At 45.6% G+C, this 25,389-nt stretch carries 25 protein-coding genes and 1 other RNA gene; 7 read left to right on the top strand and 19 right to left on the bottom strand.

Going from position 1 to position 25,389, the window contains the following annotated elements:
- Positions 1-12 precede the first annotated feature (12 nt).
- From AB4517_RS13065 to rsmI, 5 genes are all read right to left on the bottom strand, one after another.
- On the bottom strand, positions 13-1,770 hold the full coding sequence (locus AB4517_RS13065; RefSeq protein ID WP_372148456.1) for a penicillin-binding transpeptidase domain-containing protein: 1,758 nt from the start codon (positions 1,768-1,770) through the stop codon (positions 13-15).
- Positions 1,767-2,084: a cell division protein FtsL gene (ftsL, locus tag AB4517_RS13070; protein WP_017062901.1), complete on the bottom strand. Its 318-nt coding sequence runs from the start codon at positions 2,082-2,084 to the stop codon at positions 1,767-1,769. The genes AB4517_RS13065 and ftsL overlap by 4 nt, the downstream gene beginning before the upstream one ends.
- A gap of 3 nt (positions 2,085-2,087) precedes the next feature.
- A complete protein-coding gene (gene rsmH, locus AB4517_RS13075; RefSeq protein WP_017066240.1) occupies positions 2,088-3,038 on the bottom strand; it encodes a 16S rRNA (cytosine(1402)-N(4))-methyltransferase RsmH in 951 nt (316 codons plus the stop codon).
- 228 nt (positions 3,039-3,266) lie between these two features.
- An RNA gene (gene rnpB, locus AB4517_RS13080) (RNase P RNA component class A) lies at positions 3,267-3,706 on the bottom strand.
- Positions 3,707-3,882: 176 nt separating this feature from the next.
- The gene (rsmI, locus tag AB4517_RS13085) at positions 3,883-4,749 is read right to left on the bottom strand and encodes a 16S rRNA (cytidine(1402)-2'-O)-methyltransferase (protein WP_019824587.1); all 867 of its coding nucleotides are present in this window, start codon (positions 4,747-4,749) and stop codon (positions 3,883-3,885) included.
- 61 nt (positions 4,750-4,810) lie between these two features.
- On the opposite strand from rsmI, the gene AB4517_RS13090 reads away from it, so the two are divergent.
- Genes AB4517_RS13090 through AB4517_RS13105 form a run of 4 tightly spaced genes read left to right on the top strand, consistent with a single transcriptional unit; the run spans position 4,811 to position 8,228 of the window.
- A complete protein-coding gene (locus tag AB4517_RS13090) occupies positions 4,811-6,628 on the top strand; it encodes a penicillin-binding protein activator (RefSeq protein WP_017069550.1) in 1,818 nt (605 codons plus the stop codon).
- A complete protein-coding gene (locus AB4517_RS13095; RefSeq protein ID WP_017059277.1) occupies positions 6,615-7,013 on the top strand; it encodes a YraN family protein in 399 nt (132 codons plus the stop codon). The genes AB4517_RS13090 and AB4517_RS13095 overlap by 14 nt, the downstream gene beginning before the upstream one ends.
- A gap of 2 nt (positions 7,014-7,015) precedes the next feature.
- Positions 7,016-7,606, top strand: a complete 591-nt coding sequence (locus AB4517_RS13100) for a phosphoheptose isomerase (protein ID WP_004729817.1) — start codon at positions 7,016-7,018, stop codon at positions 7,604-7,606.
- 16 nt (positions 7,607-7,622) lie between these two features.
- Entirely contained in the window at positions 7,623-8,228 is a 606-nt protein-coding gene (locus AB4517_RS13105; RefSeq protein ID WP_372148457.1) for a BON domain-containing protein, read from the top strand.
- Positions 8,229-8,482: 254 nt separating this feature from the next.
- On the opposite strand, the gene sspB is transcribed toward AB4517_RS13105, so the two are convergent.
- From sspB to zapE, 8 genes are all read right to left on the bottom strand, one after another.
- Positions 8,483-8,977, bottom strand: a complete 495-nt coding sequence (sspB, locus tag AB4517_RS13110) for a ClpXP protease specificity-enhancing factor (protein WP_017072808.1) — start codon at positions 8,975-8,977, stop codon at positions 8,483-8,485.
- A 6-nt stretch (positions 8,978-8,983) separates the two neighbouring features.
- Positions 8,984-9,619, bottom strand: coding sequence for a stringent starvation protein SspA (gene sspA / locus AB4517_RS13115; RefSeq protein ID WP_009848943.1), 636 nt, complete (start codon positions 9,617-9,619; stop codon positions 8,984-8,986).
- Positions 9,620-9,716: 97 nt separating this feature from the next.
- The gene (locus AB4517_RS13120) at positions 9,717-10,454 is read right to left on the bottom strand and encodes a cytochrome c1 (protein WP_017061436.1); all 738 of its coding nucleotides are present in this window, start codon (positions 10,452-10,454) and stop codon (positions 9,717-9,719) included.
- Positions 10,451-11,716, bottom strand: a complete 1,266-nt coding sequence (locus AB4517_RS13125) for a cytochrome bc complex cytochrome b subunit (protein WP_017061435.1) — start codon at positions 11,714-11,716, stop codon at positions 10,451-10,453. Before AB4517_RS13125 ends, AB4517_RS13120 begins: the two co-directional genes overlap by 4 nt.
- Complete coding sequence (gene petA, locus AB4517_RS13130) at positions 11,716-12,306, bottom strand: ubiquinol-cytochrome c reductase iron-sulfur subunit (protein WP_017061434.1); 591 nt, start codon at positions 12,304-12,306, stop codon at positions 11,716-11,718. The genes AB4517_RS13125 and petA overlap by 1 nt, the downstream gene beginning before the upstream one ends.
- A gap of 330 nt (positions 12,307-12,636) precedes the next feature.
- Positions 12,637-13,029: a 30S ribosomal protein S9 gene (gene rpsI, locus AB4517_RS13135; protein ID WP_004740758.1), complete on the bottom strand. Its 393-nt coding sequence runs from the start codon at positions 13,027-13,029 to the stop codon at positions 12,637-12,639.
- 13 nt (positions 13,030-13,042) lie between these two features.
- Positions 13,043-13,471, bottom strand: a complete 429-nt coding sequence (rplM, locus tag AB4517_RS13140; RefSeq protein ID WP_010434689.1) for a 50S ribosomal protein L13 — start codon at positions 13,469-13,471, stop codon at positions 13,043-13,045.
- A gap of 247 nt (positions 13,472-13,718) precedes the next feature.
- Positions 13,719-14,822, bottom strand: a complete 1,104-nt coding sequence (gene zapE / locus AB4517_RS13145; protein ID WP_017061433.1) for a cell division protein ZapE — start codon at positions 14,820-14,822, stop codon at positions 13,719-13,721.
- A gap of 219 nt (positions 14,823-15,041) precedes the next feature.
- On the opposite strand from zapE, the gene zapG reads away from it, so the two are divergent.
- The 3 genes from zapG to degS all read left to right on the top strand — a co-directional run bounded on the left by zapG (position 15,042) and on the right by degS (position 18,202).
- Positions 15,042-15,497 (top strand): Z-ring associated protein ZapG, encoded by a 456-nt coding sequence (gene zapG, locus AB4517_RS13150; RefSeq protein ID WP_017061432.1) that lies wholly within the window; start codon positions 15,042-15,044, stop codon positions 15,495-15,497.
- Between the two features lie 126 nt (positions 15,498-15,623).
- Positions 15,624-16,979, top strand: a complete 1,356-nt coding sequence (locus AB4517_RS13155) for a Do family serine endopeptidase (RefSeq protein WP_017061431.1) — start codon at positions 15,624-15,626, stop codon at positions 16,977-16,979.
- A 158-nt stretch (positions 16,980-17,137) separates the two neighbouring features.
- On the top strand, positions 17,138-18,202 hold the full coding sequence (gene degS, locus AB4517_RS13160; RefSeq protein ID WP_372148458.1) for an outer membrane-stress sensor serine endopeptidase DegS: 1,065 nt from the start codon (positions 17,138-17,140) through the stop codon (positions 18,200-18,202).
- Between the two features lie 102 nt (positions 18,203-18,304).
- On the opposite strand, the gene parC is transcribed toward degS, so the two are convergent.
- The 6 genes from parC to nudF form a co-directional block, all read right to left on the bottom strand.
- Positions 18,305-20,563, bottom strand: coding sequence for a DNA topoisomerase IV subunit A (gene parC / locus AB4517_RS13165; RefSeq protein ID WP_017067236.1), 2,259 nt, complete (start codon positions 20,561-20,563; stop codon positions 18,305-18,307).
- Between the two features lie 3 nt (positions 20,564-20,566).
- On the bottom strand, positions 20,567-22,447 hold the full coding sequence (gene parE / locus AB4517_RS13170) for a DNA topoisomerase IV subunit B (protein ID WP_017061428.1): 1,881 nt from the start codon (positions 22,445-22,447) through the stop codon (positions 20,567-20,569).
- 239 nt (positions 22,448-22,686) lie between these two features.
- Positions 22,687-23,292, bottom strand: a complete 606-nt coding sequence (yqiA, locus tag AB4517_RS13175) for an esterase YqiA (RefSeq protein WP_017061427.1) — start codon at positions 23,290-23,292, stop codon at positions 22,687-22,689.
- A gap of 15 nt (positions 23,293-23,307) precedes the next feature.
- A complete protein-coding gene (gene cpdA / locus AB4517_RS13180; RefSeq protein WP_017061426.1) occupies positions 23,308-24,132 on the bottom strand; it encodes a 3',5'-cyclic-AMP phosphodiesterase in 825 nt (274 codons plus the stop codon).
- A gap of 59 nt (positions 24,133-24,191) precedes the next feature.
- A complete protein-coding gene (locus AB4517_RS13185) occupies positions 24,192-24,632 on the bottom strand; it encodes a DUF1249 family protein (protein WP_008222561.1) in 441 nt (146 codons plus the stop codon).
- A gap of 4 nt (positions 24,633-24,636) precedes the next feature.
- Positions 24,637-25,266, bottom strand: a complete 630-nt coding sequence (gene nudF / locus AB4517_RS13190; RefSeq protein WP_017061425.1) for an ADP-ribose diphosphatase — start codon at positions 25,264-25,266, stop codon at positions 24,637-24,639.
- Positions 25,267-25,389 lie beyond the last annotated feature (123 nt).

A 25,389-nucleotide genomic window follows, 5' to 3' on the forward strand; every position in this document is an offset into this window, starting at 1 on the left:
TCCTGATTGACTCTATTCTTGAAACTTGTTTTCATCAGCAGGGACATTCAGAATTTGCAGTGCGCCCTTCATGATTTCAGAAAAAACAGGGGCTGCGACCGAGCCACCATAGTAGAGGTCACCTTGAGGTTCATTGATCATCACAACCAAAGAGACTCTTGGGTCACTCACTGGAGCAACACCTGTGGTATAGGCGAAGTACTCGTCTCCATAACCACCGGAAATCGCTTTTCTAGATGTACCTGTTTTTGCTGCTACTCGGTAACCCGGCACGGCAGCTCTTGTCGCTGTACCGCCCTTTTGGGTTACGCCTTCTAGCATGTTCAAAACCAACTCAGCATTTTCGCGCTTGATGATCTGTTTTGAGAAATCTTGGTCGTTGCTTTTAACGATATGGATAGGTTCGTAAACACCGTGATTCGCTAACGTCGCATAGGCATGAGCCAATTGCAGCGGAGTAATCGCTAGACCATAACCAAAGGATAAGGTAGCGATTTCAAACTTAGACCAGCGTCGACGGTTCGGGAAAATACCCGCGGTCTCACCGACTAGATTCAGCCCAGACATCTCGCCAAGACCAACAGAACTGTACATGCCCAGTAGCGCTTCAAGTGGCATATCCAGTGCTAACTTCGCCACACCGATGTTACTCGACTTCTTAAGGATTAACGCCAAGTCTGCCTTACCAACTTTGGAAGTATCACGTACACGGCTACCACCGATTTGCATGATGCCGTTACCCGTATCAATTACAGTATCAGCATCCGCGGTACCATTTTCGAGAGCGGCAAGAACAACAAACGGCTTAACCGTCGAACCTGGCTCAAAAGCATCGGTGATCACGCGGTTACGCATCTTAAAGCTTTGTAAATCAGCACGATTGTTTGGGTTGTAAGACGGTGCGTTAACCATGGCCAAAACCGCACCCGTTTTTACGTCTAATAAGATGGCAGATCCAGACGTCGCCTTGTGATCGGCTACCGCCTGTTTAATCGCTCGATAAGCGATGGCTTGTAAGCGCTGATCGATGGTCAATTCGAGTGGTTTACCTTCTTCACGCTCTTCTAGTGCAATGTTTTCAACTACTCGCCCGTAACGGTCTTTACGGATTGTACGTTTACCTGCTTCACCCGTGAGCCACTTATCGTAGCTGCGCTCGACACCTTCTAGGCCGTGTCCATCAATTCCGGTCACACCAATAAGATGCGCGCTGACTTCACCGGCTGGGTAATAACGACGTGATTCTGCTTTAAGACCAATACCCACCAGCTTTAAGTCGCGGATGTATTTCGCCATTGCTGGGCTAACTTGTCTTTGTAGGTAGATAAAACGACGAGATTTGTCGCTGGAGATCTTGTTGATCATCGATTGTCGATCTAAGCCAAGTACATCAGCTAGCGCATACCAACGATCAATTTGGGCCATGCCATTTTTATCGAAGATGGTTTTCGGGTCAGCCCATACCGCCTCAACAGGCACACTGACGGCAAGTGGTTCGCCATTGCGGTCTGAAATAATACCGCGGGCAGAAGGAATAGCCTTAACACGTACAGAACGAAGGTCGCCCTGACGAATTAAGTTATCTGGTTCAATGACTTGGATGTAAGCCACACGACCTACTAGTACAGAAAAGGCAACCAACACAAAAGCAATAACGACGTTGAAACGCCATTTAATCAGAATTGGATCCGAGTCCTTTTCGCTCTTCACTCGCTCTTTCGTTGGTTTCTTAACGGCTTTCGCGGGGGCTTTTTCCTTTTTTCCGGTCATTTCAGTGTGATCACAACTTCTTTGTCGGAGTCTGGACGTTTCATGTCTAGCTCTCGTTTTGCCGATGCTTGAACGCGGCTATGTTCAGCCAGAGCCGTCTCTTCAAGCATTAAATTTCGCCATTCATTATCAAGCTGTTCACGCTCACTCAATGCCATGTCTTTTTGCGTGATTGCCTGACGTGACATGTGTGTCGTGAGAACGACCCCCATCGCGCTCGCGAAGATACAGATAAGCAGCACCAATGGGACTTTACCCACGGAGATCAAATCAAAAAATATTATCTTGGCTAAGTTAGGTTTGGAGGTCTTCATTGACTATAGCTTTTCTGCGATTCGTAATACTGAGCTACGCGAACGAGTATTCTCATCCACTTCATCTTTAGAAGGCTTGATCGCTTTACCAACAGGCTTAAGATCAGCACTGCCTAGCGCTTTGATCTGCTCTTCTGTTAGTGGCAGGCCATGTGGTACTTGCGGACCTTGGCTCTCTTTACGGATAAAGCGCTTCACCATGCGGTCTTCAAGAGAATGAAAGCTAATAACAGACAAACGGCCTTCAGGAGCAAGAATGCTTGCTGCGCCTTTCAGGGCTGTATCGATCTCTTCAAGTTCACTGTTGATGTAGATACGGAAGGCTTGGAAAGCACGTGTTGCTGGGTGCTTTTTCTCTTTGAAGCTTTTTGGAGCTACATCCGAGATAAGCTTAGCCAACTGACCAGTGCGCGTTAGAGGTTCGTTCTCTTCATTCTCTTGATAAGCGATGATGCCTTTCGCGATACGACGAGCGTGTTTGTCTTCACCGAACTCACGGATAACCCATGTGATGTCATCAAGATCGGCTTCAACTAACCACTGAGAGACAGGAATACCGGTTGTTGGGTCCATACGCATATCAAGCGGACCGTCTTTCATGAAGCTAAAGCCACGCTCAGCGTCATCTAGCTGTGGTGAAGAAACACCTAGATCCAGTAACACACCATCCACTTGACCGACTAAGTCATAACGCTCCGCATATTCAGCCATACCTGAGAACGGGCCGTGAATAATCGTAAAACGAGGGTCATCAATCTTTTGCGCTTCTGCAATCGCTTGTGGATCGCGGTCAATACTAAAGAGTCGTCCATTCTCGCCCAGTTTAGACAGGATTGTACGGCTGTGACCACCACGGCCAAAAGTACCATCGATGTAGGTACCGTCAGGTTTGATCGCAAGTCCGTCAATAGATTCGTTAAGCAATACTGAAATATGTTTGAATGCTTCTGTCATAGTCTTCTCAGTGAGTGGATTGAGCCATTAGTTCGGCAATAATTTGTTCTATTAACGTTTTAGTGTACTGATTTCACGCCGTATCTCCACCATATTGTGTATAGGCTTTGGGAATTTTTGACCCAAGCTCATATCAGGATGAAGGATTCTAAGGAAATCTAAATAATTTACGTCAATATAAAGCAAAAAACCCATCACTACCGTTAAGTAATGATGGGTTCTTTATATAGGTGGAGTTGACACATACGCCGGGTTCTGTTCCGCTTGCGCGGCGGTAACCATTCGTCTAGGCCTGCAATCGCTCACAGGCTCAAGCAATCTACCCGCCCCCATACGCGAGCAACGCAATGTGAGGGCCTATTTGATCTTGCTCCGGGTGGAGTTTACCTTGCTACGAACTGTTGCCAGTCGCACGGTGCGCTCTTACCGCACCCTTTCAGCCTTACCTGTGCCCCTTCCGAAGAAATGAGGCCATCGGCGGTCTTCTCTCTGCTGCACTTGTCGTGGGCTCGCGCCCCCCAGACGTTATCTGGCACCCTGCTCTATGGAGCCCGGACGTTCCTCCCCTCTGCCAGTCTCCCGAAGGACTTCAACGTCAGTTTCCCGAAGGACCTCAACGTCAGTCTCCCGAAGGACATCAGCAAAGCAGCGATTACCCGTTCAACTCCGAGGGCGGATTGTATAGAGATTAGGGTGCAGTGTCTAGCGAGATCACAAATATGGTGCAAACCTCTAAGCAACTGCGTGAATTTCACACAATTCAAACAAAAAAAGAGGAATGACGGCAATACCATCATTCCTCACAAGCTTTTCAATACAGGTTAGCTACTCTATAAAGAGGTTTCTAGTTGTCTAGATGCTCTAGGCCCCATTTGTATAAAGCGTTCTTTTTCAGATTGTAGATTTCTGCCGTCATTGCCGCCGCTTTTTTAAGAGGCAGCTCTTTGGTTAGAATGCCTAGTGTGCGAGTCGCTTCGTCTGGCAATTCTGTGCTCGCTTCTTCACGGTGGCCGTGAATCAGTAACACCATCTCACCGCGTTTACGGTTCGCGTCTTCTTCAATCCACTCAATAAGTTCACCCAGTGGCAGCCCTTGGATGGTTTCGAAGGTTTTAGTTAGCTCACGCGCCAATACAACCTCACGGTCAGGGCCAAGAATCTCAAGCATGTCTTGCAAAGAGTCTGAAATACGGTGTGGTGATTCATAGAAGATGCAGGTGCGCTCTGCCTTTGCGATCTCTAAGAACTTGTCTTTACGACCTTTGCTTTTGGGCGGTAAGAAGCCTTCAAAGCTGAAACGATCTGACGGTAAACCAGAAGCACTTAACGCGGTAATCACAGCACAAGCACCAGGAAGTGGCACAACTCTCACACCCGCTTGACGACATTGTGAGACAAGATGGTAACCTGGGTCACTAATTAAAGGAGTACCCGCATCAGAGACTAATGCGATAGACTGACCTTCTAATAACCTTTCGACTAGAACTTGCGCTTTAGTTTGTTCATTATGATCATGTAAAGCGAACGTTCTGGTTGATATATTGAAGTGAGCAAGCAGCTTACCCGTGTGGCGTGTGTCTTCGGCTGCAATAACATCGACACTTGATAAAATTTCAATTGCTCTTTGAGTGATATCTCCCAAATTTCCGATTGGGGTTGGCACAATGTAGAGAGTTGGGCTCTCTGTGAGCAAGGTTTTGTTATCTGTCATTTGTTTACCATCACTTCAACGATTAATATAGATACAAATTTATACGGAATTTAAAGAACTCATGGCAACGATGAACCATAAGAGACTCAGTGTACCACGCTTACTAACTCCAATTGCATTAGCAATTACATTGGCGGCTTGTTCTTCAGGTCCTCAAGCACCAACGAGCGTTGATATTACACTAGATCCAGCGCAATCAACTGAAAGTTACATGATGCAAGCGGATAGTAGCAAAGGAAGTCTACAAAACGACTGGTTAATCATGGCGCTTAAGGCTTCTGTGCAAGCTGGAAAAACCGATCAAGCAACTCTGCTTATTAAACGCTTAGCAAAACAAGAGCTGAGCGAAACGCAACAAGCGGAATGGCAATTAGCTCGCGCTCAACTGTTGGTGAATAACTCGCAGCCTGAACAAGCTTATAGCCAACTGAACTTCCAGCCTTGGTGGAAACTTCCGAACGAGCAGTGGAAAGATTATCACGAGCTACGCGCGAACATTTCTGAAATGCAAAGCGAGTATTTTGAAGCAAGCCGTGAGTTAGTTCTTTATTCAGAATATCTAGACGCTGACGACGAGCTCCAACAACAAGCTGCTGACCGTATTTGGCAGAACCTAAATAGCTACTCTCAATATGAGATTCTGGAGCTTAAGACGTCGCCTACAGAAGACGTTCTCGCAGGTTGGTTACAGCTGGCGATTTACATGAAGACGCTGAACTCAAACCTTCCAAACCTGCAGGAAACCTTGTCGGATTGGCTAGCAGAGAATCCTCAGCACCCAGCAGCGACATACACACCTCAGGCGATCACTGACGTCTTGGCACTAGAGATCAGCAAGCCAACCAGCACTGCACTGTTACTGCCTCTAACCGGTAAGTACGGCAAGCAAGCACAACTTGTGCGTGACGGTTTCATCTTTGCGATGATGAATGACAAAGAGCGCGAAGAAGATGCAACGCTGACGGTAATGGATACCAACGTGCAAAGTGCCGCTGAGATTAAAGCGACACTGGAAGAGAACAACGTTGATTTCATCGTTGGCCCGCTGATTAAGAGCAACATAACTAAACTTCAGCAAGCGCAGAAAAACCACGAGAACTCGATTCCAGCTTTAGCTCTGAACATTCCAACGCAACTAGAACCAGATACTAACATTTGTTATCTCGCTCTATCGCCAGAGCAAGAAGTCGCTCAGGCAGCGAAGCACCTATTTGCTCAAGGCTACAAGTACCCGCTTATCCTTGCGCCAAGAGGACGTTTAGGTGAGCGAGTTGAGCAAGCGTTTAAAGAAGAGTGGAAAAAATACAGCAGCAACGATGTTGCTATCAGCTTGTTCTCTGACAAACGCCAACTGCAACGTAATGTGAATCAGGTATTCGGCTTGCAAGAGAGCCAACAGCGTATCGCTCAAATGGACGGATTACTGAACCTAGACCTAGAAACCGAGCCACGCAGCCGTCGTGATATCGATTCTGTCTACATTGTGGCTAAGAACTCAGAGCTAACACTAATCAAACCCTTCATTGAAGTTGCAATTAACCCAGATGCGAGCCAACCCGCTCTGTTCTCAAACTCACGCAGCAACAGCGGTGATAAGCAGTATGAAGACCTAACCGGTGTGTTCTACAGCGATATCCCACTATTAGTTGAGAATAAAAACGAGCTTAATAAAGAGCTCAACGACCTATGGCCTGCGCACTCAAACGGCCAAAAGCGTCTGCAAGCACTAGGAATGGATGCATACTATCTAATGGATGCACTGCCACAGATGAAAGCCGTGCAAGGTTACAGCATTCCAGGTGAAACGGGTGTGCTAACCATCGATAACAACTGTGTGGTTCAACGTGAAATCAGCTGGGCAGAGCATGGGGCTTTTTAGCCGAAAGTTCCTATCCAAACCAACCATCACCCACAAACAAGTGGGTGATAAATACGAGGCCGTGGCAAAATCTTATCTGATTAACCACGGTTTATCGTTAATAGAAGAAAACTTCATAGCAAAATGTGGCGAGATTGATCTTATAATGCGCCATAACAATACGGTTGTGTTTGCTGAGGTAAAATACCGCAAGCAAACCCGCTACGGACATGCCGCTGAAATGGTGACTGCCAAGAAGTCACAGAAACTGCTCAAAACAGCCAATGTTTGGCTTATGCAGCAAGGCTTGTCGGTGCACTCTACAGATTTCAGGTTTGATATTGTTGCCATTGAAGGGCCGAATGACACTATCGACTGGATTCAAAACGCGATTACCCAAGGATAAACATGCTAGACAGCATTAAAGAAAGTTTCACAGAAAGTATTCAAATCCAAATTGCGGCTGCAGAAGCTCTGCCTGACGCAATCACGCATGCCGCTCAAGCAATGGTTGCGACCTTGCTTAACGGAAACAAAATTCTTTGTTGTGGTAATGGTGGTTCGGCGTCGAATGCTCAGCAATTTGTATCGTGCCTACTCAACCGGTTTGAAACAGAGCGCCCTAGCCTTCCAGCAATGGCACTCACAGCAGACAACACCACGCTAACGGCTGTGGCTAACGACTACCACTATGAAGAGATCTTCTCTAAGCAGGTGCGTGCATTCGGTCAAACTGGCGATATTCTGTTGGCTATCTCGACTAGCGGTAACAGCAAGAACATCATCAAGGCAATGGAAGCGGCGGTAACTCGCGATATGACCATCATCGCCTTTACCGGTAAAGATGGTGGTGAGATGGCAGGTTTGCTTGGTGAACACGATGTAGAGATTCGTATCCCGTCACACCGTACAGCGCGCATTCATGAAGTACACATGGTGACACTGCACTGCCTATGTGACCTAATCGATCAAGTACTCTTCCCTGCCCACGAAGAGTGATATACGGAGCATCACAATGAAATCATTAACCTCTATGAGGCTGTTTAAGCTGATTAATGTTTCGCTACTTACACTGTCTCTGTCTGGTTGTGCTGGCATTTTCATTGCTGGTGCTGCAACTACTGCAAACCTAGTCACAGATACGCGAACAACCAAAGAGATTTGGAACGACAACAACATCGAATTTGAAGTTGCAGCGATTACCAATAAACAACCATTCCGTGGCAATGTACGTGTCACCGCAAGCTCATACCGAGGTTCAGTGGTGTTGATGGGGCAAGCAACCACAGATTCAGAACGTCGCGCTTTTGAAAACCAAGCCAAAGAAGTGGCTGGCGTTGAGAGCATCCACAATCAAGTTCGAGTGAAAGAACCTTTGTCTGTAAGTGCTATCAGTAAAGACAGCTGGATTACCACTAAGGTGAAATCAGCTCTGCTTGCGAATGCTGAGCTTAACGGCATCAAAGTAAAAGTGATTACTGAGGATTCTGAAGTATTCCTACTTGGACTCGTGACTAGAGAGCATGCCAATATCGCGACAGAAGTTGCGCGTAACATATCTGGCGTAAAACAGGTTATTCGAGCGTTTGAATACGGTGAAGAAGAGACGGCTGTTAACTAGCCGTAAGCCAGTCAACTAAATGCGATATAGCAGAAAAGAAAAAGCAGCGACGAGTCGCTGCTTTTTTATTTGGTTCGTTATCTAATACCAATCGTAGTAAATAATCTATCATTCTAGCTTGTTAAAAATCTCGATAACTGCGTTAGAATTTTTGATTGTAGAATAACTACTTATCAAAAAATTCCGCCTTGCTCTCAAGCTTTTTTCCTGCGCTATTTCTGATCACTTACTTACTGTGATTGGTATAACTAACGTTATTTGATAACACGAAGGCTTGGGCGACCTTTCGCTGGACGAGGTGGCTCAGGATCTGAGTCTGGCTCTTCAGCATCTACGTCTGCCGTTGCTACGCTCAAAGATGGGCCTTTTTCTGGTTCTTCAAAAGGACTTTCTTCAATCCCTTCTTCAAACGCTTCCATGTAAGCCTCTTCAGGTTCAAACATGGTACCAGCACCATTTTCACGAGCATAAATCGCTTGTACTGCGTAAAGCGGAACGATCACAGAGTGTGGACGACCACTAAAGCGAGCACTAAACGTCACAGCTTCGTTACCCAGTTCAAGTTGTCCAACCGCACGAGGCGCGATGTTCAGAATGATCTGACCATCTTGAACAAACTCTTCTGGAACTCGCACACCCGGTAATGTTGCTTCAACAACAAGGTGTGGAGTTAGTTCGTTATCAACCAGCCACTCATAAAATGCACGAAGCATGTATGGTCGGCGTGGAGTCATATTAGAAATATCCATAAACGCTTAGCGAACGAGTCGCATCTCACGCTCAGCTTCAGTTAGAGAAGCTAGGAATGAATCACGTTCGAATACGCGGTTCATGTAAATCTTAAGCTCTTTAGAACCAGGACCAATTAGTTCGATACCAAGCTCAGGTAAACGCCATAATAGCGGAGCTAGGTAACAATCAATTAGGCTAAACTCTTCGCTCATGAAGTATTCATACTCAGCGAAGATAGGAGCAAGAGTCAGTAGGTCGTTGCGCAGTTTAACGCGAGCTGCTTCAGATTCTTCAGCGTTGCCTTTAACGATCTTCTCTGCAACTGAATACCAGTTACGCTCAATGCGGTACATCATTAGACGGCTGTTACCACGAGCAACCGGGTATACAGGCATCAACGGTGGGTGAGGGAAACGCTCATCTAGGTATTCCATGATGATCTTCGAGTCATATAGAGCAAGCTCACGATCAACAAGAGTAGGTACTGATTTGTACGGGTTCAGTTCAACAAGCTCTGCTGGTAGATTTTTTTCATCAACCAACTCAACTTCAACACTTACGCCTTTTTCAGCAAGAACGATGCGCACCTGATGGCTATACATATCAGAAGCACTTGAGAAAAGAGTCATTACAGAACGTTTATTGGCAGCTACAGCCATGGAGCCCTCCAGTACACTTTAAATAAAAACAATGGAGGCCTAAAGCCTCCATTGAACATTAACATAATTTGGGAATTAGCACGGTATTATAGCACAATTAGTGCACATCACGCCAATACTCTTTCTTCAGCAAAATCACGATGATAGTGAAGATTACTAAGAAGGCCATTACCCACCAACCCATAGCATGACGCTCAAGTTGAACTGGGTCGCCCGAGTAAACCAAAAAGTTAACAAGGTCACGAACTGCTTCGTCGTATTCACCAGCACTTAATTCGCCAGAGCCGTCAGTCTCAGTGCCAACAACAACCGTCACTTCCTCGCCATCTACCATATGAGTATCGTAGATTGGTGTTGGGATACCTTGCAGTTCTTCAAGAACGTGCGGCATACCAACGCTTGGGAAAACAATGTTGTTCACGCCAAATGGACGAGACGGATCTTCATAGAAAGTACGAAGGTAAGTGTACAGCCAGTCTGCGCCACGAACACGAGCAACCAATGTTAGGTCTGGTGGCGGAGCACCAAACCAACTTGCCGCTTGATCAGAAGGCATAGCATTAACCATCAAGTCACCGATTTTCGCTTCAGGGTCGAAAATCAGATTTTCCTTCATAAGATCAACGGGGATCTCTAAATCATTCGCAACACGTTCATAGCGCTGGTACTGCGTTGAGTGACAAGCGAAACAGTAGTTCATGAACATCTTAGCGCCATTTTGCAATGAAGCTTTGTCTGTTAAATCATTGTTCGCTTTGTCTAATGGTACGTTTGCACCCGCTGCCATCACCAGTGACGGCAACATAGCAAATAAAATTACAATCCACTTTTTCATTTGAATGTCACCCTTTCTGGTAATGGTTTCGTCGCTTCATTTTTACTGTAGAACCACAGTAGAACGAAGAACATGAAGTAACCTAAGCTAAAGATTTGAGCCAGTAGCGTGTATGTTGGCGTTGCTGGAAGCGCACCAAGTACACCAAGCGCAATAAAGCTTATTGTGAATTGGATGATGTTAATCAAATGCAGTTTGCTACGGTAACGGTAAGAACGCACTTTACAACGGTCGAACCATGGTAGTAGGAATAGCACAACAATAGATGCGCCCATTGCTACAACACCTAGCAACTTATCAGGAACAGCACGCAGAATTGCGTAAAACGGCGTGAAGTACCATACCGGAGCGATGTGCTCTGGTGTTTTCAGTGGGTTAGCAGCTTCAAAGTTTGGCGGCTCAAGGAAGAATCCACCCATCTCTGGGTTAAAGAACAGCACATAACAGAAGAAGAATAGGAAACCGGCCACACCAACCATATCTTTCACGGTCCCGTATGGGTGGAAAGGAATAGAGTCAATGATGTCGTATTTCTTAGTGTAATCCTTGTGGAATGGGAACTGCGTTTTGTAGTCGTCGCCCATTGTGCCTTTAGGAAGTTTCGTCTCAATACCGTCTGGGTTGTTCGAACCCACTTCGTGCAGTGCTAGTACGTGAAGTACGATAAGCAGCAGAAGTACAATTGGTAGAGCGATAACGTGCAGTGCGAAGAAACGGTTCAGCGTTGCACCAGAGATGATGTAGTCACCACGGATCCAAAGCGTTAGGTCATCACCGATAACAGGGATCGCACCAAACAGAGAAATGATTACCTGAGCACCCCAGTAAGACATTTGACCCCATGGTAGTAGGTAACCCATGAAAGCCTCAGCCATAAGCACTAAGAAGATCAACATACCGAAGATCCAAAGTAGCTCACGAGGCTTTTGGTAAGAACCATAGATTAGGCCACGGAACATGTGCAGGTAGATAACAACGAAGAATGCCGAAGCACCTGTTGAGTGCATGTAACGTAGTAGCCAACCGTATTCCACATCACGCATGATGTATTCAACAGAAGCAAATGCACCCTCACCTGACGGTACGTAGTTCATTGTTAGCCAAATACCCGTAAGGATTTGGTTAACCAATACCAACATTGCCAAAGAACCGAAAAGGTACCAAAAGTTAAAGTTCTTAGGCATTGGGTATTCAGATAAATGCTTTTTATACGCATTCATCGCGGGTAGACGTTTCTCTACCCAATCAAGCAATCCTTGCATTACGCGTCTCCCTCGTCCACACCGATCATGATCTTAGTGTCACTCAAATACATATGCTTTGGTACAACAAGATTCAATGGAGCTGGTACGCCTTGGAATACTCGACCTGCCATATCAAACTTTGAACCATGACAAGGACAGAAGAAACCAGACTTAACACCCTGAACTTGTTCTGCAAAAGAATCCGGCAGGTAAGTTGGAGAACAACCTAAGTGCGTACAGAAACCAACAGCAACGAAGAATTCCGGCTTAATTGAACGGAACTCGTTCTGTGCGTATTCTGGTTGTTGTTCAGCTTCAGATTGAGGGTCACGAAGTTGACCACCGATCGATTTTAGGTTTTCTAGTACCGACTCAGCACGGCGTACAACCCATACAGGTTTACCTTGCCACTCGACACGAACCATTTGTCCCGGTTCTAACTTACTGACTTCCACTTCCACCGGCGCGCCCGCAGCTTTCGCCTTGGCACTCGGATTCCATGATTTAATAAAAGGCACGGCTACAGCAGCTGCTCCTAAACCACCAACAACGGCTGTTGTTGCGGTTAAGAAACGCCTGCGACCGTTATTTAAAGGCGCGTTGCTCATCCAAACATTCTCCCATTTGCTCCTTGTGGATTGAAATAATTCCGATTAAAGAGCATGGCTAACAAAATATGTATTTAGTTCTATTTATTGACGGCAAATGATAAATAAAACCCTACTTTTTGACAAGATAAAGCTACCTTTTTGTAACAATCATGAGGCAAAGCGCACATTGGGTTACAAAAGCTTTCAAAATATAAGAATTTGGAAATAAAACGAGGAAGGGAAAGCGTTTAGAGGGGGTATAAAAACAAAAAGCCCGGCATATAGCCGAGCTTTGAACCACAATTCCAGTCGTAAAACTGGGGGCGTGTACTTTTTCGTAAAGAAAAATTAACGCTTAGAGAATTGAGGTTTACGACGTGCTTTACGTAGACCAACTTTCTTACGTTCAACGCAACGAGCGTCACGAGTAACGTAGCCAGCTGCACGTAGAGCAGGACGTAGAGTTTCATCGTACTCCATAAGAGCGCGAGTGATACCGTGGCGGATTGCGCCAGCTTGACCAGAAATACCACCACCAGAAACAGTGATGTAAAGGTCAAGTTTCTCAGTTAGTTCAACTAGCTCAAGAGGTTGCTTAACAACCATACGAGAAGTTGGACGACCGAAGTAAACATCAAGGCTACGCTTGTTGATTACGATCTCACCAGAGCCTGGTTTGATGAAAACACGAGCTGCTGAGCTTTTGCGACGACCAGTGCCGTAGTATTGATTCTCTGCCATTTTCATAATCCCCTTAGATGTCTAGTACTTGTGGCTGTTGAGCAACATGGTTGTGCTCAGTACCAGCGTACACTTTAAGCTTACGGTACATCGCGCGGCCTAGAGGACCACGTGGAAGCATACCTTTAACTGCTAGTTCTAGAACCATTTCTGGTTTCTTAGCAATTAGCTTTTCAAAAGTGATAGTTTTAAGACCACCTGGGAACTCTGAGTGACGGTAGTAAACCTTACCCTTAGCTTTGTTACCAGTTACAGCAACTTTCTCAGCGTTAACAACGATGATGTAATCACCAGTGTCTACGTGAGGAGTGTATTCTGCTTTGTGCTTGCCGCGTAGGCGAGAAGCGATTTCACTTGCTAGACGGCCAAGAGTTTTGCCTTCAGCGTCTACAACATACCAGTCGCGTTTTACAGTTTCTGGTTTAGCAACGAAAGTTTTCATGCTAATAATTACCTATTTAAAAAATTTACACTTAAGGAATACTCGCGTATTCCCACTGTCTAAGAGTTACCATTCATCACCCCTTCGAGTGTTGGAAAACTCTTGGCATAACGTGATTTTACTCATCGCTAGAGGCCCGCAGTAACGGTAGGTCGCAGGATTATAGAGAAGAGCGAAGAAAAAATCACCTCTTTTTGAACAAAATCACGATTTTTTTAATTCTATTTCTTATTCGAGATAATCAAAGCTAACTTAAGTGTTCTTTTGCCAAATATTCATGGCTCTGCATTTCAATTAAACGCGACTGACAACGTTTAAATTCAAACTCTAGCTGACCATGGGTGTATAGCTTTTCTAGCTCCACTTCCGCTGAAATAATCAGCTTCACATTGCGCTCGTAGAACTCATCAACTAATGCAATGAAGCGCCTCGCAGCGTCATCTGAAGTCGCGCCCATTTGCAATACATCCGCCAATAGAACTGTGTGATAAACCCGAGACAACTCAATATAGTCGTTCTGGCTACGAGCCGACTGACAAAGCTGAGCAAAGGTACCATGCAGTACGCCATCACTCGCTTCGACTACATCTAATTGACGGTGGTTAACCTCTATCTGCTTAAGCTTCTCTTTATCTTCACCAACGAGCTGAGCGTAATACTTTTCGAGATTAATATTCGCTTGGCTATCTAGCGGGTAATGGTAAATCTCAGCCTGTTCTAAGGTACGTAGACGATAGTCAATACCACTATCGACATTAAGGATATGACAGTTGTCTTGAATGAGCTTGATGGCAGGTAAGAAACGCGCTCGCTGTAACCCGTTGCGATACAGATCCGCAGGTGGAATATTAGAGGTCGCAACCAAGATAGCGTTTCGAGCGAATAACTCTTGGAACAAGGTTCCTAGGATCATCGCATCGGTGATGTCTGAAACAAAGAATTCGTCGAAACAGATAATGTCCGCTTCTTCCTTCAACTTGTCTGCGACTAAAGGCAATGGATCACTCACATTACCTAGCGCCTTTAGCTCATCATGAACTCGATACATAAAGCGGTGAAAGTGAACACGCATTTTTTTAGTGGTCGGTAAGGCATCATAGAACGTATCCATTAAGTACGTTTTTCCTCGCCCTACGCCACCCCAAAAATAGAGACCTTTCGGTGGTTGTGGCAGTTCTGGCTTTTTGCCTAGTAATTTCTGGAAGCGAGTCAGTTGAGGAATGGGCGTATTCATGTAATCTTGAAATTGATGAAAGAGTTCATCTAAAGATTTTACGGCTTGCTCTTGTGCTGGATCTCTTTGAAATCCATGTTCTTTTATATCTTGTTCGTATTTTTTAATGGGATTCATGACGACATTTCCACAATGAAAGCAATATCAGACAACAACTAAAAATGAGCCCAAACAGTACGAGGAATAACGTGATGTGGTGAATAATGCAGCATCAAACTGCTAACTAGCGCACACGCATTTCTCTTTATACTGCGGCTTTCTCATAGTACCATGGAGCTGTATCACGTGTAACTAAGTAGTAACAAACATGTTAAAAAACAATAATAAGGAGCTGTTATGCCTTGGATGTATGCCGTTGCCGGTTTACTAGTCGGAGTTATTTTAGGGGTCGCTATTTCTCGTCTCATGACACCTGAATACAAAAAACAAAAGAACGTACAGAAAGAATTGGATAGCGCAAAGTTTGCCCTTGAGCAGCAGCGACAAGAGCTGGCTGATCACTTTGCGAAATCAGCAGAAATGTTGGACACATTAGGTAAAGACTACACAAAACTGTACCAACACATGGAAAAAACAAGCTCAGAGCTGATTCCTAACCTGCCAGAGCAAGATAACCCGTTTGTGAAAACAGCCGCTGCCCATTCGGACAAGCCACAAGAGAAGCCTTCAGTAAAAGAGGCGACACTTGAGGAACAACCGAAAGATTACGCTAATGGCGCAACCGGTTTATTTACAGAGCAGAAGAAAGAAATCATGAATGCTCCCGATGTTGTTACAGCAAAAGCATCGTAAACATTTAACACTTCTGTGAACTTTACAAAGGTTTTTGAGTCATAACTTTCACTCAGGTCATTTGAAACTTATCATACTTATTAAACGTATAAGAGGGTTAAGACCTTAACTAGAGAGGAGTTTATGATGAAAAAACCTTTGCTTGCTTTATCAGTGCTAACTTTAAGCTTAAGTTCAATCATCACCCCCATTAAAGCAACAGCCGCACTGCCATTAAGTGTGGGTAATGAACAATTACCGAGCCTTGCTCCTATGCTTGAACAAGTGACCCCCGCTGTGGTTAGTATTGCCGTAGAAGGCAAACAGGTACAACGTCAGCAAATCCCTGAACAATTTCAATTCTTTTTTGGTCCAGAACAAACACGAGAGCGTCCCTTCCGCGGATTAGGCTCTGGTGTCATCATTGACGCCGAGAAAGGTCATATCGTGACCAATTACCATGTCATTAATGGTGCGGACGATATCAAAGTAAAACTGCATGATGGTCGAGAGTACGATGCTGAGCTAATCGGCGGCGACCAGATGTCTGATATCGCACTGCTAAAATTAGAAGAAGCCAAAAACCTGACCCAGATAAAAGTCGCAGACTCAGACAAACTAAGAGTTGGTGATTTTAGTGTCGCGATCGGTAACCCATTCGGACTTGGGCAAACCGTGACATCCGGTATTGTTTCTGCACTCGGCCGTAGCGGCCTGAATCTAGAAAACTTTGAAAACTTCATTCAAACCGATGCAGCAATCAACAGCGGCAACTCTGGTGGTGCGCTAGTGAACCTTAACGGTGAGCTAATTGGTATCAACACCGCCATTCTTGGCCCTAACGGAGGTAATGTCGGTATCGGCTTTGCAATCCCTTCTAATATGATGACAAACCTGACAGAACAAATTCTCGACTTCGGTGAAGTAAAACGCGGCATGCTTGGCGTTCAAGGCGGAGAAGTGACCTCTGAATTGGCAGAAGCACTCGGTTATGAATCAAGCAAGGGCGCCTTTGTTAGCCAAATCGTCCCTGACAGCGCAGCCGATAAAGCAGGACTGAAAGCGGGCGATATTATTGTCTCTATTAATGGCAAACGCATTGATACCTTCAGCGAGTTAAGAGCTAAGGTCGCAACACTCGGCGCTGGTAAGCAGATTGAACTGGGTGTGGTTCGTGACGGTAAGAGCAAAACCTTTGATGTGACGCTTGGTGAATCCACCAATAATAAAACACAAGCTGAGAAGCTCCATGAAGGACTAGCTGGTGCTGAGTTAACCAACACAACAGAGAGTGACTCTGCAACGGGCGTCAAGGTATCGAATGTTGCTCAAGGTTCACCAGCCGAAGCCTATCAACTCCTGAAAGATGACATCATCATCGGAGTAAACCGCCAGCCCGTTAAGAACCTTGCTGAGTTTAGAGAGATTCTTGAAAAACAACCTGGTGTACTGGCGCTTAATATCCAGCGAGGCGACCGAACTATCTATCTTGTGATTCGATAGTCTTACGTCAGCGCAATTACAGGGAGGCTCAGTAAGTTTGCTTTAAACTTACTCAGTCTCCCTTTTCTTTAGATCAATCAAAATGCTATGCTTCACTTGTAATCAAATCAGTCATCCATTGATGGAGGCTTCACACCTTACTTGTTGAAGAGGGAAACATGCTGTCCTTTCTATTTCGTTCTATTTCCCTTGGACTCGTTTCAGCGGCGCTTATTCTTCTCGCCTTCCCGAGCTTAAGACCAGCGATTGTCGCTGACGTCACTAGCCCTAAAGTCGATAATATTGGCTCTCTTCAGATTTCATTTAACCAAGCAGTTCGCCGCGCGGCGCCTGCAGTGGTTAACATTTATAGCCGTAAATACGCTGAAAGCGATCGAAACAAACTGCTCACACAAGGTTTGGGCTCTGGGGTGATTGTTAGCGAGAAAGGTTACATCATTACCAACTTCCATGTGGTGGCTCAAGCAGACCAAATAGTTGTGGCACTTCAAGATGGCCGAGTAGCAGCTGCGCAACTTGTCGGTTCAGACAAACGCACCGATATCGCGATACTTAGAGTCAGCGGTGATAATCTACCGGTGATCCCACTCAATCCTAATTACAAAGCCAATGTCGGTGATGTTGTACTGGCTATCGGTAACCCATACAACCTAGGTCAAACAACAACCTTTGGTATCATCTCTGCAACCGGCCGTTCTTCGATCAGTGCCGATGGCCATCAAGCCTTTATCCAGACCGATGCGGCAATCAATGAAGGTAACTCAGGTGGCGCACTGGTGAACTCACAAGGTGAGCTAGTCGGTATCAATACCGCCTCTTTCCAGCAAGCTACCGACATGGAAACCTATGGGATCTCATTCGCTATCCCCTATCCGCTTGCTAATAAAATCATGGAAAAGATCATCGCCGATGGTCGTGTGATTCGTGGCTATATTGGTATCGATGGACAAGACATCAACTCAGTCACCTCACGCATGTTGGGTACTAAGAATATCGGCGGGATCGTTGTGTTGGGGATAGACACGAATGGTCCGGCTGCCGATGCGGGTTTTGAAGCTCAAGACATTATTGTCAGTATCAACGATAACCAAGTAAATGGTCGCCAGAGTGTAATGGACATCGTTACCGACCTGCGACCTGGTACAGTTATCGATGTGGGTATATTGCGCCAAGGTGAAAGCAAAACCTTAAAGGTGACCATCGCCGAAGATACTCGCCTGTAGAGCAAACTCTGTAAGCAATGATTCAAGCTGCTAATACACAAGTACAAAAAACCCAGCTCATAGGCTGGGTTTTCTTTTATCTAAAGATTGTTTCAAGTATCTCTACGATTCACTTTGCTCTTCGATATCGATGCGAGTCACTCGCTGTAGTCCTCTAGGCAGTAGACCACCACGACGACCACGTTCACCACGGAAGTTTTCAAGATCCGCAGGTTTCAAACCAAGCTTACGTTTACCGGCGTAGATAGTCAGCGTCGCATTCTCTGGGATAGCCATAAGATGTGAGACAAACTCTTCACGCTCTTTTGCTTTCGCAGAAGGGATGTTGATGATCTTGTTGCCTTTACCTTTGCTCAGCTGAGGGAGATCTTTAATCGGGAACAACAACATACGACCTTGGTTAGTAATCGCCAGAATCTGATTACTGTCCAAGTCAGCAATAGGGCTTGGCATCATCACTTCAGAAGCTTGTGGCAAGTTAACCAAGGCTTTACCGCTCTTGTTCTTGGACAGCAGATCGCTACCCTTACAAACAAAACCATAACCTGCATCAGAACCGACTAACCATAATTGTTCATTCTCTCCCATCACCACTTGGCGAATAGAAGTACCTGGGCTGACGTTCAAGCGGCCTGTAATTGGCTCACCTTGGCTTCGCGCCGACGGTAATGAATGTGACTCAAGGGAGTAGCTTCGACCATCACTGCCGAGGAACACCGCTTGCTGGTTACTCTTACCCTTAGCACTCGCTAAGAATTTATCACCCGATTTGTAGTTCAAACCTTCAGCGTCAACTTCATGCCCCTTGGCATGACGAATCCAACCTTTCTCAGACAACACAACCGTGATTGGTTCGCTTGGTACTAAGTCGCGCTCTGTTAGCGCTTTCGCTTCAGCGCGCTCAATCAGAGGTGAACGACGATCATCGCCATATTTATCCGCATCTGCTTGGATTTCTTTCTTGATCAGCGTATTCAAGCGACGCTCTGAACCGAGTAGCTTTTCAAGCTTTTCACGTTCAGCTTCAAGCTCTTCTTGCTCTGCTCGGATTTTAAACTCTTCTAACTTAGCTAAGTTACGAAGTTTAATATCAAGAATCGCATTGGCTTGAATTTCAGAAATGTTGAAACGGCTCATTAGGACAGGACATGGTTCGTCTTCTGTACGAATGATCTCAATCACTTCATCGATATTAAGATAAGCAGCAAGCAAACCTTCTAAGATGTGCAAGCGTGCCAGTACTTTATCTAAACGGTACTGCAAACGACGGCGAACCGTTGTGCGACGGAACTCGATCCACTCTTTCAGGATTTGAACTAAGCCTTTAACTTGAGGACGATTATCTAAACCAATCATGTTCAAGTTAACGCGGAAGTTTTTCTCTAGATCCGTCGACGCGAACAGGTGACTCATCAATTGGTCACAGTCGATACGATTCGAACGAGGAACGACAACGATACGCGTTGGGTTCTCGTGATCCGATTCATCTCGCAAGTCGTCAACCATTGGCAGCTTCTTAGCGCGCATCTGGTTAGCGATTTGCTCAAGTAACTTCGCACCTGACACTTGATGAGGTAAAGCCGTGATAACAATATCAGAGCCTTCCTTGTGCCAAACCGCGCGCATCTTGATGCTGCCACGTCCAGTACGGTAGATCTTTTCGATGTCCGATTTCGGGGAGATAATCTCAGCTTCAGTCGGGTAATCTGGACCTTGAATGAAACCCATCACGTCTGAAAGCTCAGACTTAGGCGTATCAATTAGGTGAATGGCTGCATTAGCGACTTCACGCACGTTGTGTGGTGGAATATCGGTCGCCATACCTACCGCGATACCTGTAATACCGTTAAGTAGGATGTGAGGTAGGCGAGCAGGCAACATTTGAGGCTCTTTCATCGTGCCATCAAAGTTTGGTTGCCAGTCAACAGTGCCTTGACCTAGTTCACCTAGAAGAACCTCAGCAAACTTAGATAATTTGGCTTCGGTATAACGCATCGCAGCGAACGATTTCGGATCATCAGGAGCACCCCAGTTACCTTGACCATCTACCAATGGGTAGCGGTAAGAGAAAGGCTGCGCCATCAATACCATCGCTTCGTAACAAGCAGAGTCACCATGTGGGTGATACTTACCTAATACGTCACCAACGGTACGTGCTGATTTTTTGTATTTCGATGCAGCCGATAAGCCTAGCTCAGACATCGCGTAGATAATACGACGCTGTACTGGCTTCAAGCCATCACCGATATACGGCAATGCACGATCCATGATCACGTACATTGAGTAATTTAAGTAGGCATCTTCGGTGAACTTGCGCATTGGCAGCTGTTCAACGCCATCATATGTAATTTCGTTAGACATCCATTATACCTCGGCCATATCACCGTTAGTCTGTAGCCATGTACGGCGATCATCTGCACGTTTCTTACCAAGCAGCATGTCCATCATCTCGTTGGTTGCTTCGCTGTCATCAATCGTTAACTGCACAAGGCGACGAGTGTTTGGATCCATGGTGGTTTCACGCAACTGAAGTGGGTTCATTTCACCCAGACCTTTGAATCGTTGCACGTTGATCTTGGCTTTCTTCTGCGATAGTCGCTCAAGCACACCGTCTTTCTCTGCGTCATCAAGTGCGTAGAACACTTCTTTACCGCAATCGATACGATACAGAGGAGGCATTGCCACATAGATATGACCCGCTTCAACTAATGCATGGAAATGGCGAGTAAACAAAGCACACAGCAGTGTCGCGATATGAAGACCATCCGAGTCCGCATCGGCAAGGATACAGATCTTACCGTAACGCAGGCCGGATAAATCATCGTTGTCCGGGTCGATGCCTAGAGCCACCGAGATGTCGTGCACTTCTTGCGAAGCCAATACTTGGTCTGCTGACACTTCCCATGTATTTAGGATCTTACCGCGAAGTGGCATAACTGCTTGGAACTCACGATCACGTGCTTGTTTAGCAGAACCACCCGCCGAGTCCCCTTCCACGAAGAAGATTTCGGTACGGCTTAAGTCTTGAACTGAACAGTCAGTTAGCTTACCCGGCAGTGCTGGGCCTGAAGCGATTTTCTTACGCACAACCTTTTTGCTTGCGCGCATACGGCGGTGGGCATTCGCAATACAAGCTTCTGCTAGCTGTTCTGCCAGTTGTGGCTTTTCGTTCAACCACAGGCTAAACGCATCTTTTACCACACCAGACACAAACGCAGCAGTTTGACGTGAAGACAAGCGCTCTTTTGTTTGACCAGCAAACTGCGGATCTTGCATCTTCACCGACAGTACGTACGAACAGCGATCGAAGATATCGTCGCCCGTTAGCTTAACGCCACGCGGCAGCAAATTACGGAATTCACAGAACTCACGCATTGCATCAAGAAGACCTTGGCGAAGACCGTTTACGTGTGTACCACCTTGTTTAGTCGGTACTAAGTTCACGTAACTTTCGGTGATCATGTCGCCGCCTTCTGGCTGCCAGATGATCGCCCAGTTTGCCATTTCTGTTTCAGCAACGAATTCGCCAACATACGGTTCTTCAGGCAGCAAGGTGTAACCTTTCACGCCTTCGGCAAGGTAGTCTTTTAGACCATCTTCATAGAACCATTTATGCTCTTCACCACCGACTTTGTCGATAAAGGTAATTTCTAAACCTGGGCAAAGCACTGCTTTTGCACGTAGGTTGTTAATCAGACGAAGTGTCGAGAATTTAGGGCTATCGAAGTACTTAGGATCAGGCCAGAAATGTACTGATGTACCACTGTTACGATGACCACAAGTGCCCGTCACAGTAAGCTCTGTTACTGCATGACCGCCTTCAAGTGCGATCTCGTGAACCTGACCTTCTCGGCGTACGGTCACTTCAACACGTTTTGACAGCGCGTTTACAACCGAGATACCTACACCGTGCAGACCACCAGAGAACTTATAGTTGTTATTCGAGAATTTACCGCCAGAGTGGAGCTTAGTTAAAATCAGCTCAACACCTGAGATCCCTTTTTCAGGGTGGATATCGACAGGCATACCACGGCCGTCATCGGTAACTTCTAACGATTGGTCTGCATGAAGTACCACTTTGATCTTCTTAGCGTGTCCCGCTAGTGCTTCATCGACCGAGTTATCAATGACTTCTTGGGCAAGGTGGTTAGGTCTTTCTGTCTCGGTATACATTCCCGGGCGGTGTCGCACAGGGTCGAGACCTTCAAGTACCTCGAGGTCTTTTGCATTATATTGTTCAGTCATAATACGGAGTTTACTCAAAAAGTTTGCGTCAGTTCGCTGGCTCCAGTTTCACTAAAGCAGAATCATTACTATGAACCGTCATAGTAGAGCGAACGAGCGAAGTATTGGGGAATATAGTCTGGAAGCTGAGTAATGATGTCAAGCTAGTTCAAAAACTAAGACATCAAACTATGATATTTCACCATTGATAGATGAAATAACAGGCAAACAAGAGAAAATCACTTGGTTGGTGGAACAGATTAAAGATTTAGAAAGGTGATGATTTGTTGTGGGTAGCGTTCAAAATCAACAAAGCTATGATCCCCGCCCTCTTCTACTGTCTGTGTTGCACCTTGGTACTTCTCTACCGCTTGTCGGTAATCCAGAACTTCGTCTTCCGTTTGCTGAAGTAACCAGAAGTCGCTCGGCTTAGCGATAGCCGAAACCTCTAACGCCTTCAGTTCATCAATATGTTTTGTTTCCAGTACATATCGTTCATCTGTGTATGGGTTTACTTGTTCACCTAAATAGTCAGCAAGAAGCTCATACGGCTTCACTGCTGGGTTTACAACCACCGCTTTAAAACCATAGTGGCTATTCAGCCATGTTGAAAGATAGCCACCCAGCGAGCTACCGACCAACGCTATTTGATATTGCTCTTTGTATTGCTCCACCAGCTGCTGTAAATGAAGTGCCGCTTGTTGAGGGAAACTCGGCAGTTGAGGGGTTACGACTTTAATATCAGCGCGATGCTCCGCACAGTAATCTGCCATCACATTCGCTTTATGAGAACGTGATGAGCTGTTAAATCCGTGAATATAGAGAAGCAGCGATGGCTTATTAGCTTGTTGATTAGAGCCTGGCATCAATAACCGCCTTCATTAGTAACCAGCAGCCTTAAAATCAGGCAAGAACTGCCCATGAGGCAGACGACGAACTTGCGTGCTAACGGTACCGTCTTGATGTAATTCAATCTCTCTCCAGCCCGGAGACAAAGTATCAACCGCGAAGTCATCTGAGTTAGGTTTGAATTGCACACAAGTCGACGGTGTTGCCATGACTTGTACACCATGATGATCTCGGTTCATGTCTTGATGAACGTGACCACACAGTACGGCTTTAACATTGGTGTGCTGTTGAACCACATCCCAAAATTGATCGGCGTCTTTTAGGTTATGTTGATCTAACCATGCGCTGCCAACCAACAATGGATGGTGGTGCAATAGAACCAAGGTATTACGTTCAGGGAACTCCGTCAGCTTCTGTTCTAATAGGTCAAGCTGTTGATCGCTGAGGCGACCATGAGGCACACCAACCACCTGCGAGTCTAGCATCACCATCTGCCAGTTATCGCCTAGCAAGACATGCTCAACACACTGTATTTGTGGTGATGGTAAAACACTGCCCATATTAGGCTTAAAGTCATGGTTCCCTGGCAGCCAATAGCATGGCTTTTCCAAAGGCTGAATCCCTGACTCAAATTTCTGGTACGACTCAGCACTGTGATCTTGAGATATATCACCGGTTGCTAAAATCGCTTGATAGTCAAAGCCCTGACTAACAATGCCATCGACTACAGCACGAAAGCTATCTTGAGTGTTGATGCTTAATAAGCTGCCATTGCTCGGCGCAAATAAATGCGTGTCCGTTAGCTGCACAAGCTTAATAGTGCTCTCATCAAATTTTGAAGTGTGTGATAATTCCAAAATAACAAATCCAGATACGTTACTGTTTAGACTTTAAAAGTGTTGATAAATAGGCTCAATTAAAAGGCAATTGGGGTTCGGCTGATACCCGTTTTTAAACAAAACGTTAACCATTCCCCAAGAAATTTATTCAATTGAAATTTCTCGTCCTTTTGCAGAAGCTTAGTGTTGGGGTAGTCATATTTCGCTTTGACTCGCGAAAAATCCCCGCTAGCGCACACTTCTGCAACTCGAGCGTCGTGATATAGCCTGACAGACATTTTTGGCAAAGGAAACACTGGCATCGCATCACTCTGACATATATCTATTAATGTGGTGTATTTTGTGACCTCATTCACTGTCAATTGATACACCATATTAACGGCTTGGTAACAGCGAACGTCACCAACCTCATGCCCAACCGGTAACAAAGCGTTCAGTTTGGCATAGTTAGTCTCGTAAACTCGCATCAATTCAGCAAGATCAACATGATACGGTTTTTTGACCGCGATATTTGGCATGACGTTAATCTATCCACTCTGACTGTAATTCTTGGTAGTTCAATTGTAGCCACTGTAGCGCAATGATCGTGGCTCCATTTTCAAATACACCATCTTTTACCAACTGATAAGCAGCTTCGCGACTCATCACTTGTACACGAATGTCTTCACCTTCGTAGTCCAATCCGTGTACCCCTTTGGCTGTCGTTGCATCAACACAGCCAACAAAGACGTCGAGCTTTTCAGAGCAACCACCAGATGAAGGATAATACGAAGTAATAGGCAATACAGATCCGACTTCGACTCCGGCTTCTTCCATCGCCTCACGACGAGCGACATCTTGTGGCGATTCGTCCGTATCAATGATCCCAGCAACAATTTCGTATTGCCATGGGTTCTCATGCTCTAGGGCACCAACACGGATCTGTTCGACGATCACAACTTCGTCACGCACAGGATCATAAGGTAGCAAAGCGGCAGCATGTCCACGCTCAAACATCTCTCGCTCTATTGGTTGGCTCCAGCCGCCCTCAAACAGTCTATGTTTAAATGTGTACTTAACCATTTTGAAAAAACCACGAAACAGCGTCTCTTTTGAGACTATTTCCACATCTTGCGGAGTAAACTCATGTCGTTGATTGTCATACTGTTGCATTTGGTACCTCACTAAGTGATCTTTATAGTTTACTCATTGTCCGAGTTAACTACCAAGGATAAGGTTCAACTTTTTATATAAAATTTATAATTAAAGTTAAGTTTTAAAAAATAAATATTGCAC

The organism is Vibrio sp. 10N.222.52.C3 (assembly GCF_041474195.1).
GTDB classification, from domain to species: Bacteria; Pseudomonadota; Gammaproteobacteria; order Enterobacterales; family Vibrionaceae; genus Vibrio; species Vibrio crassostreae_C.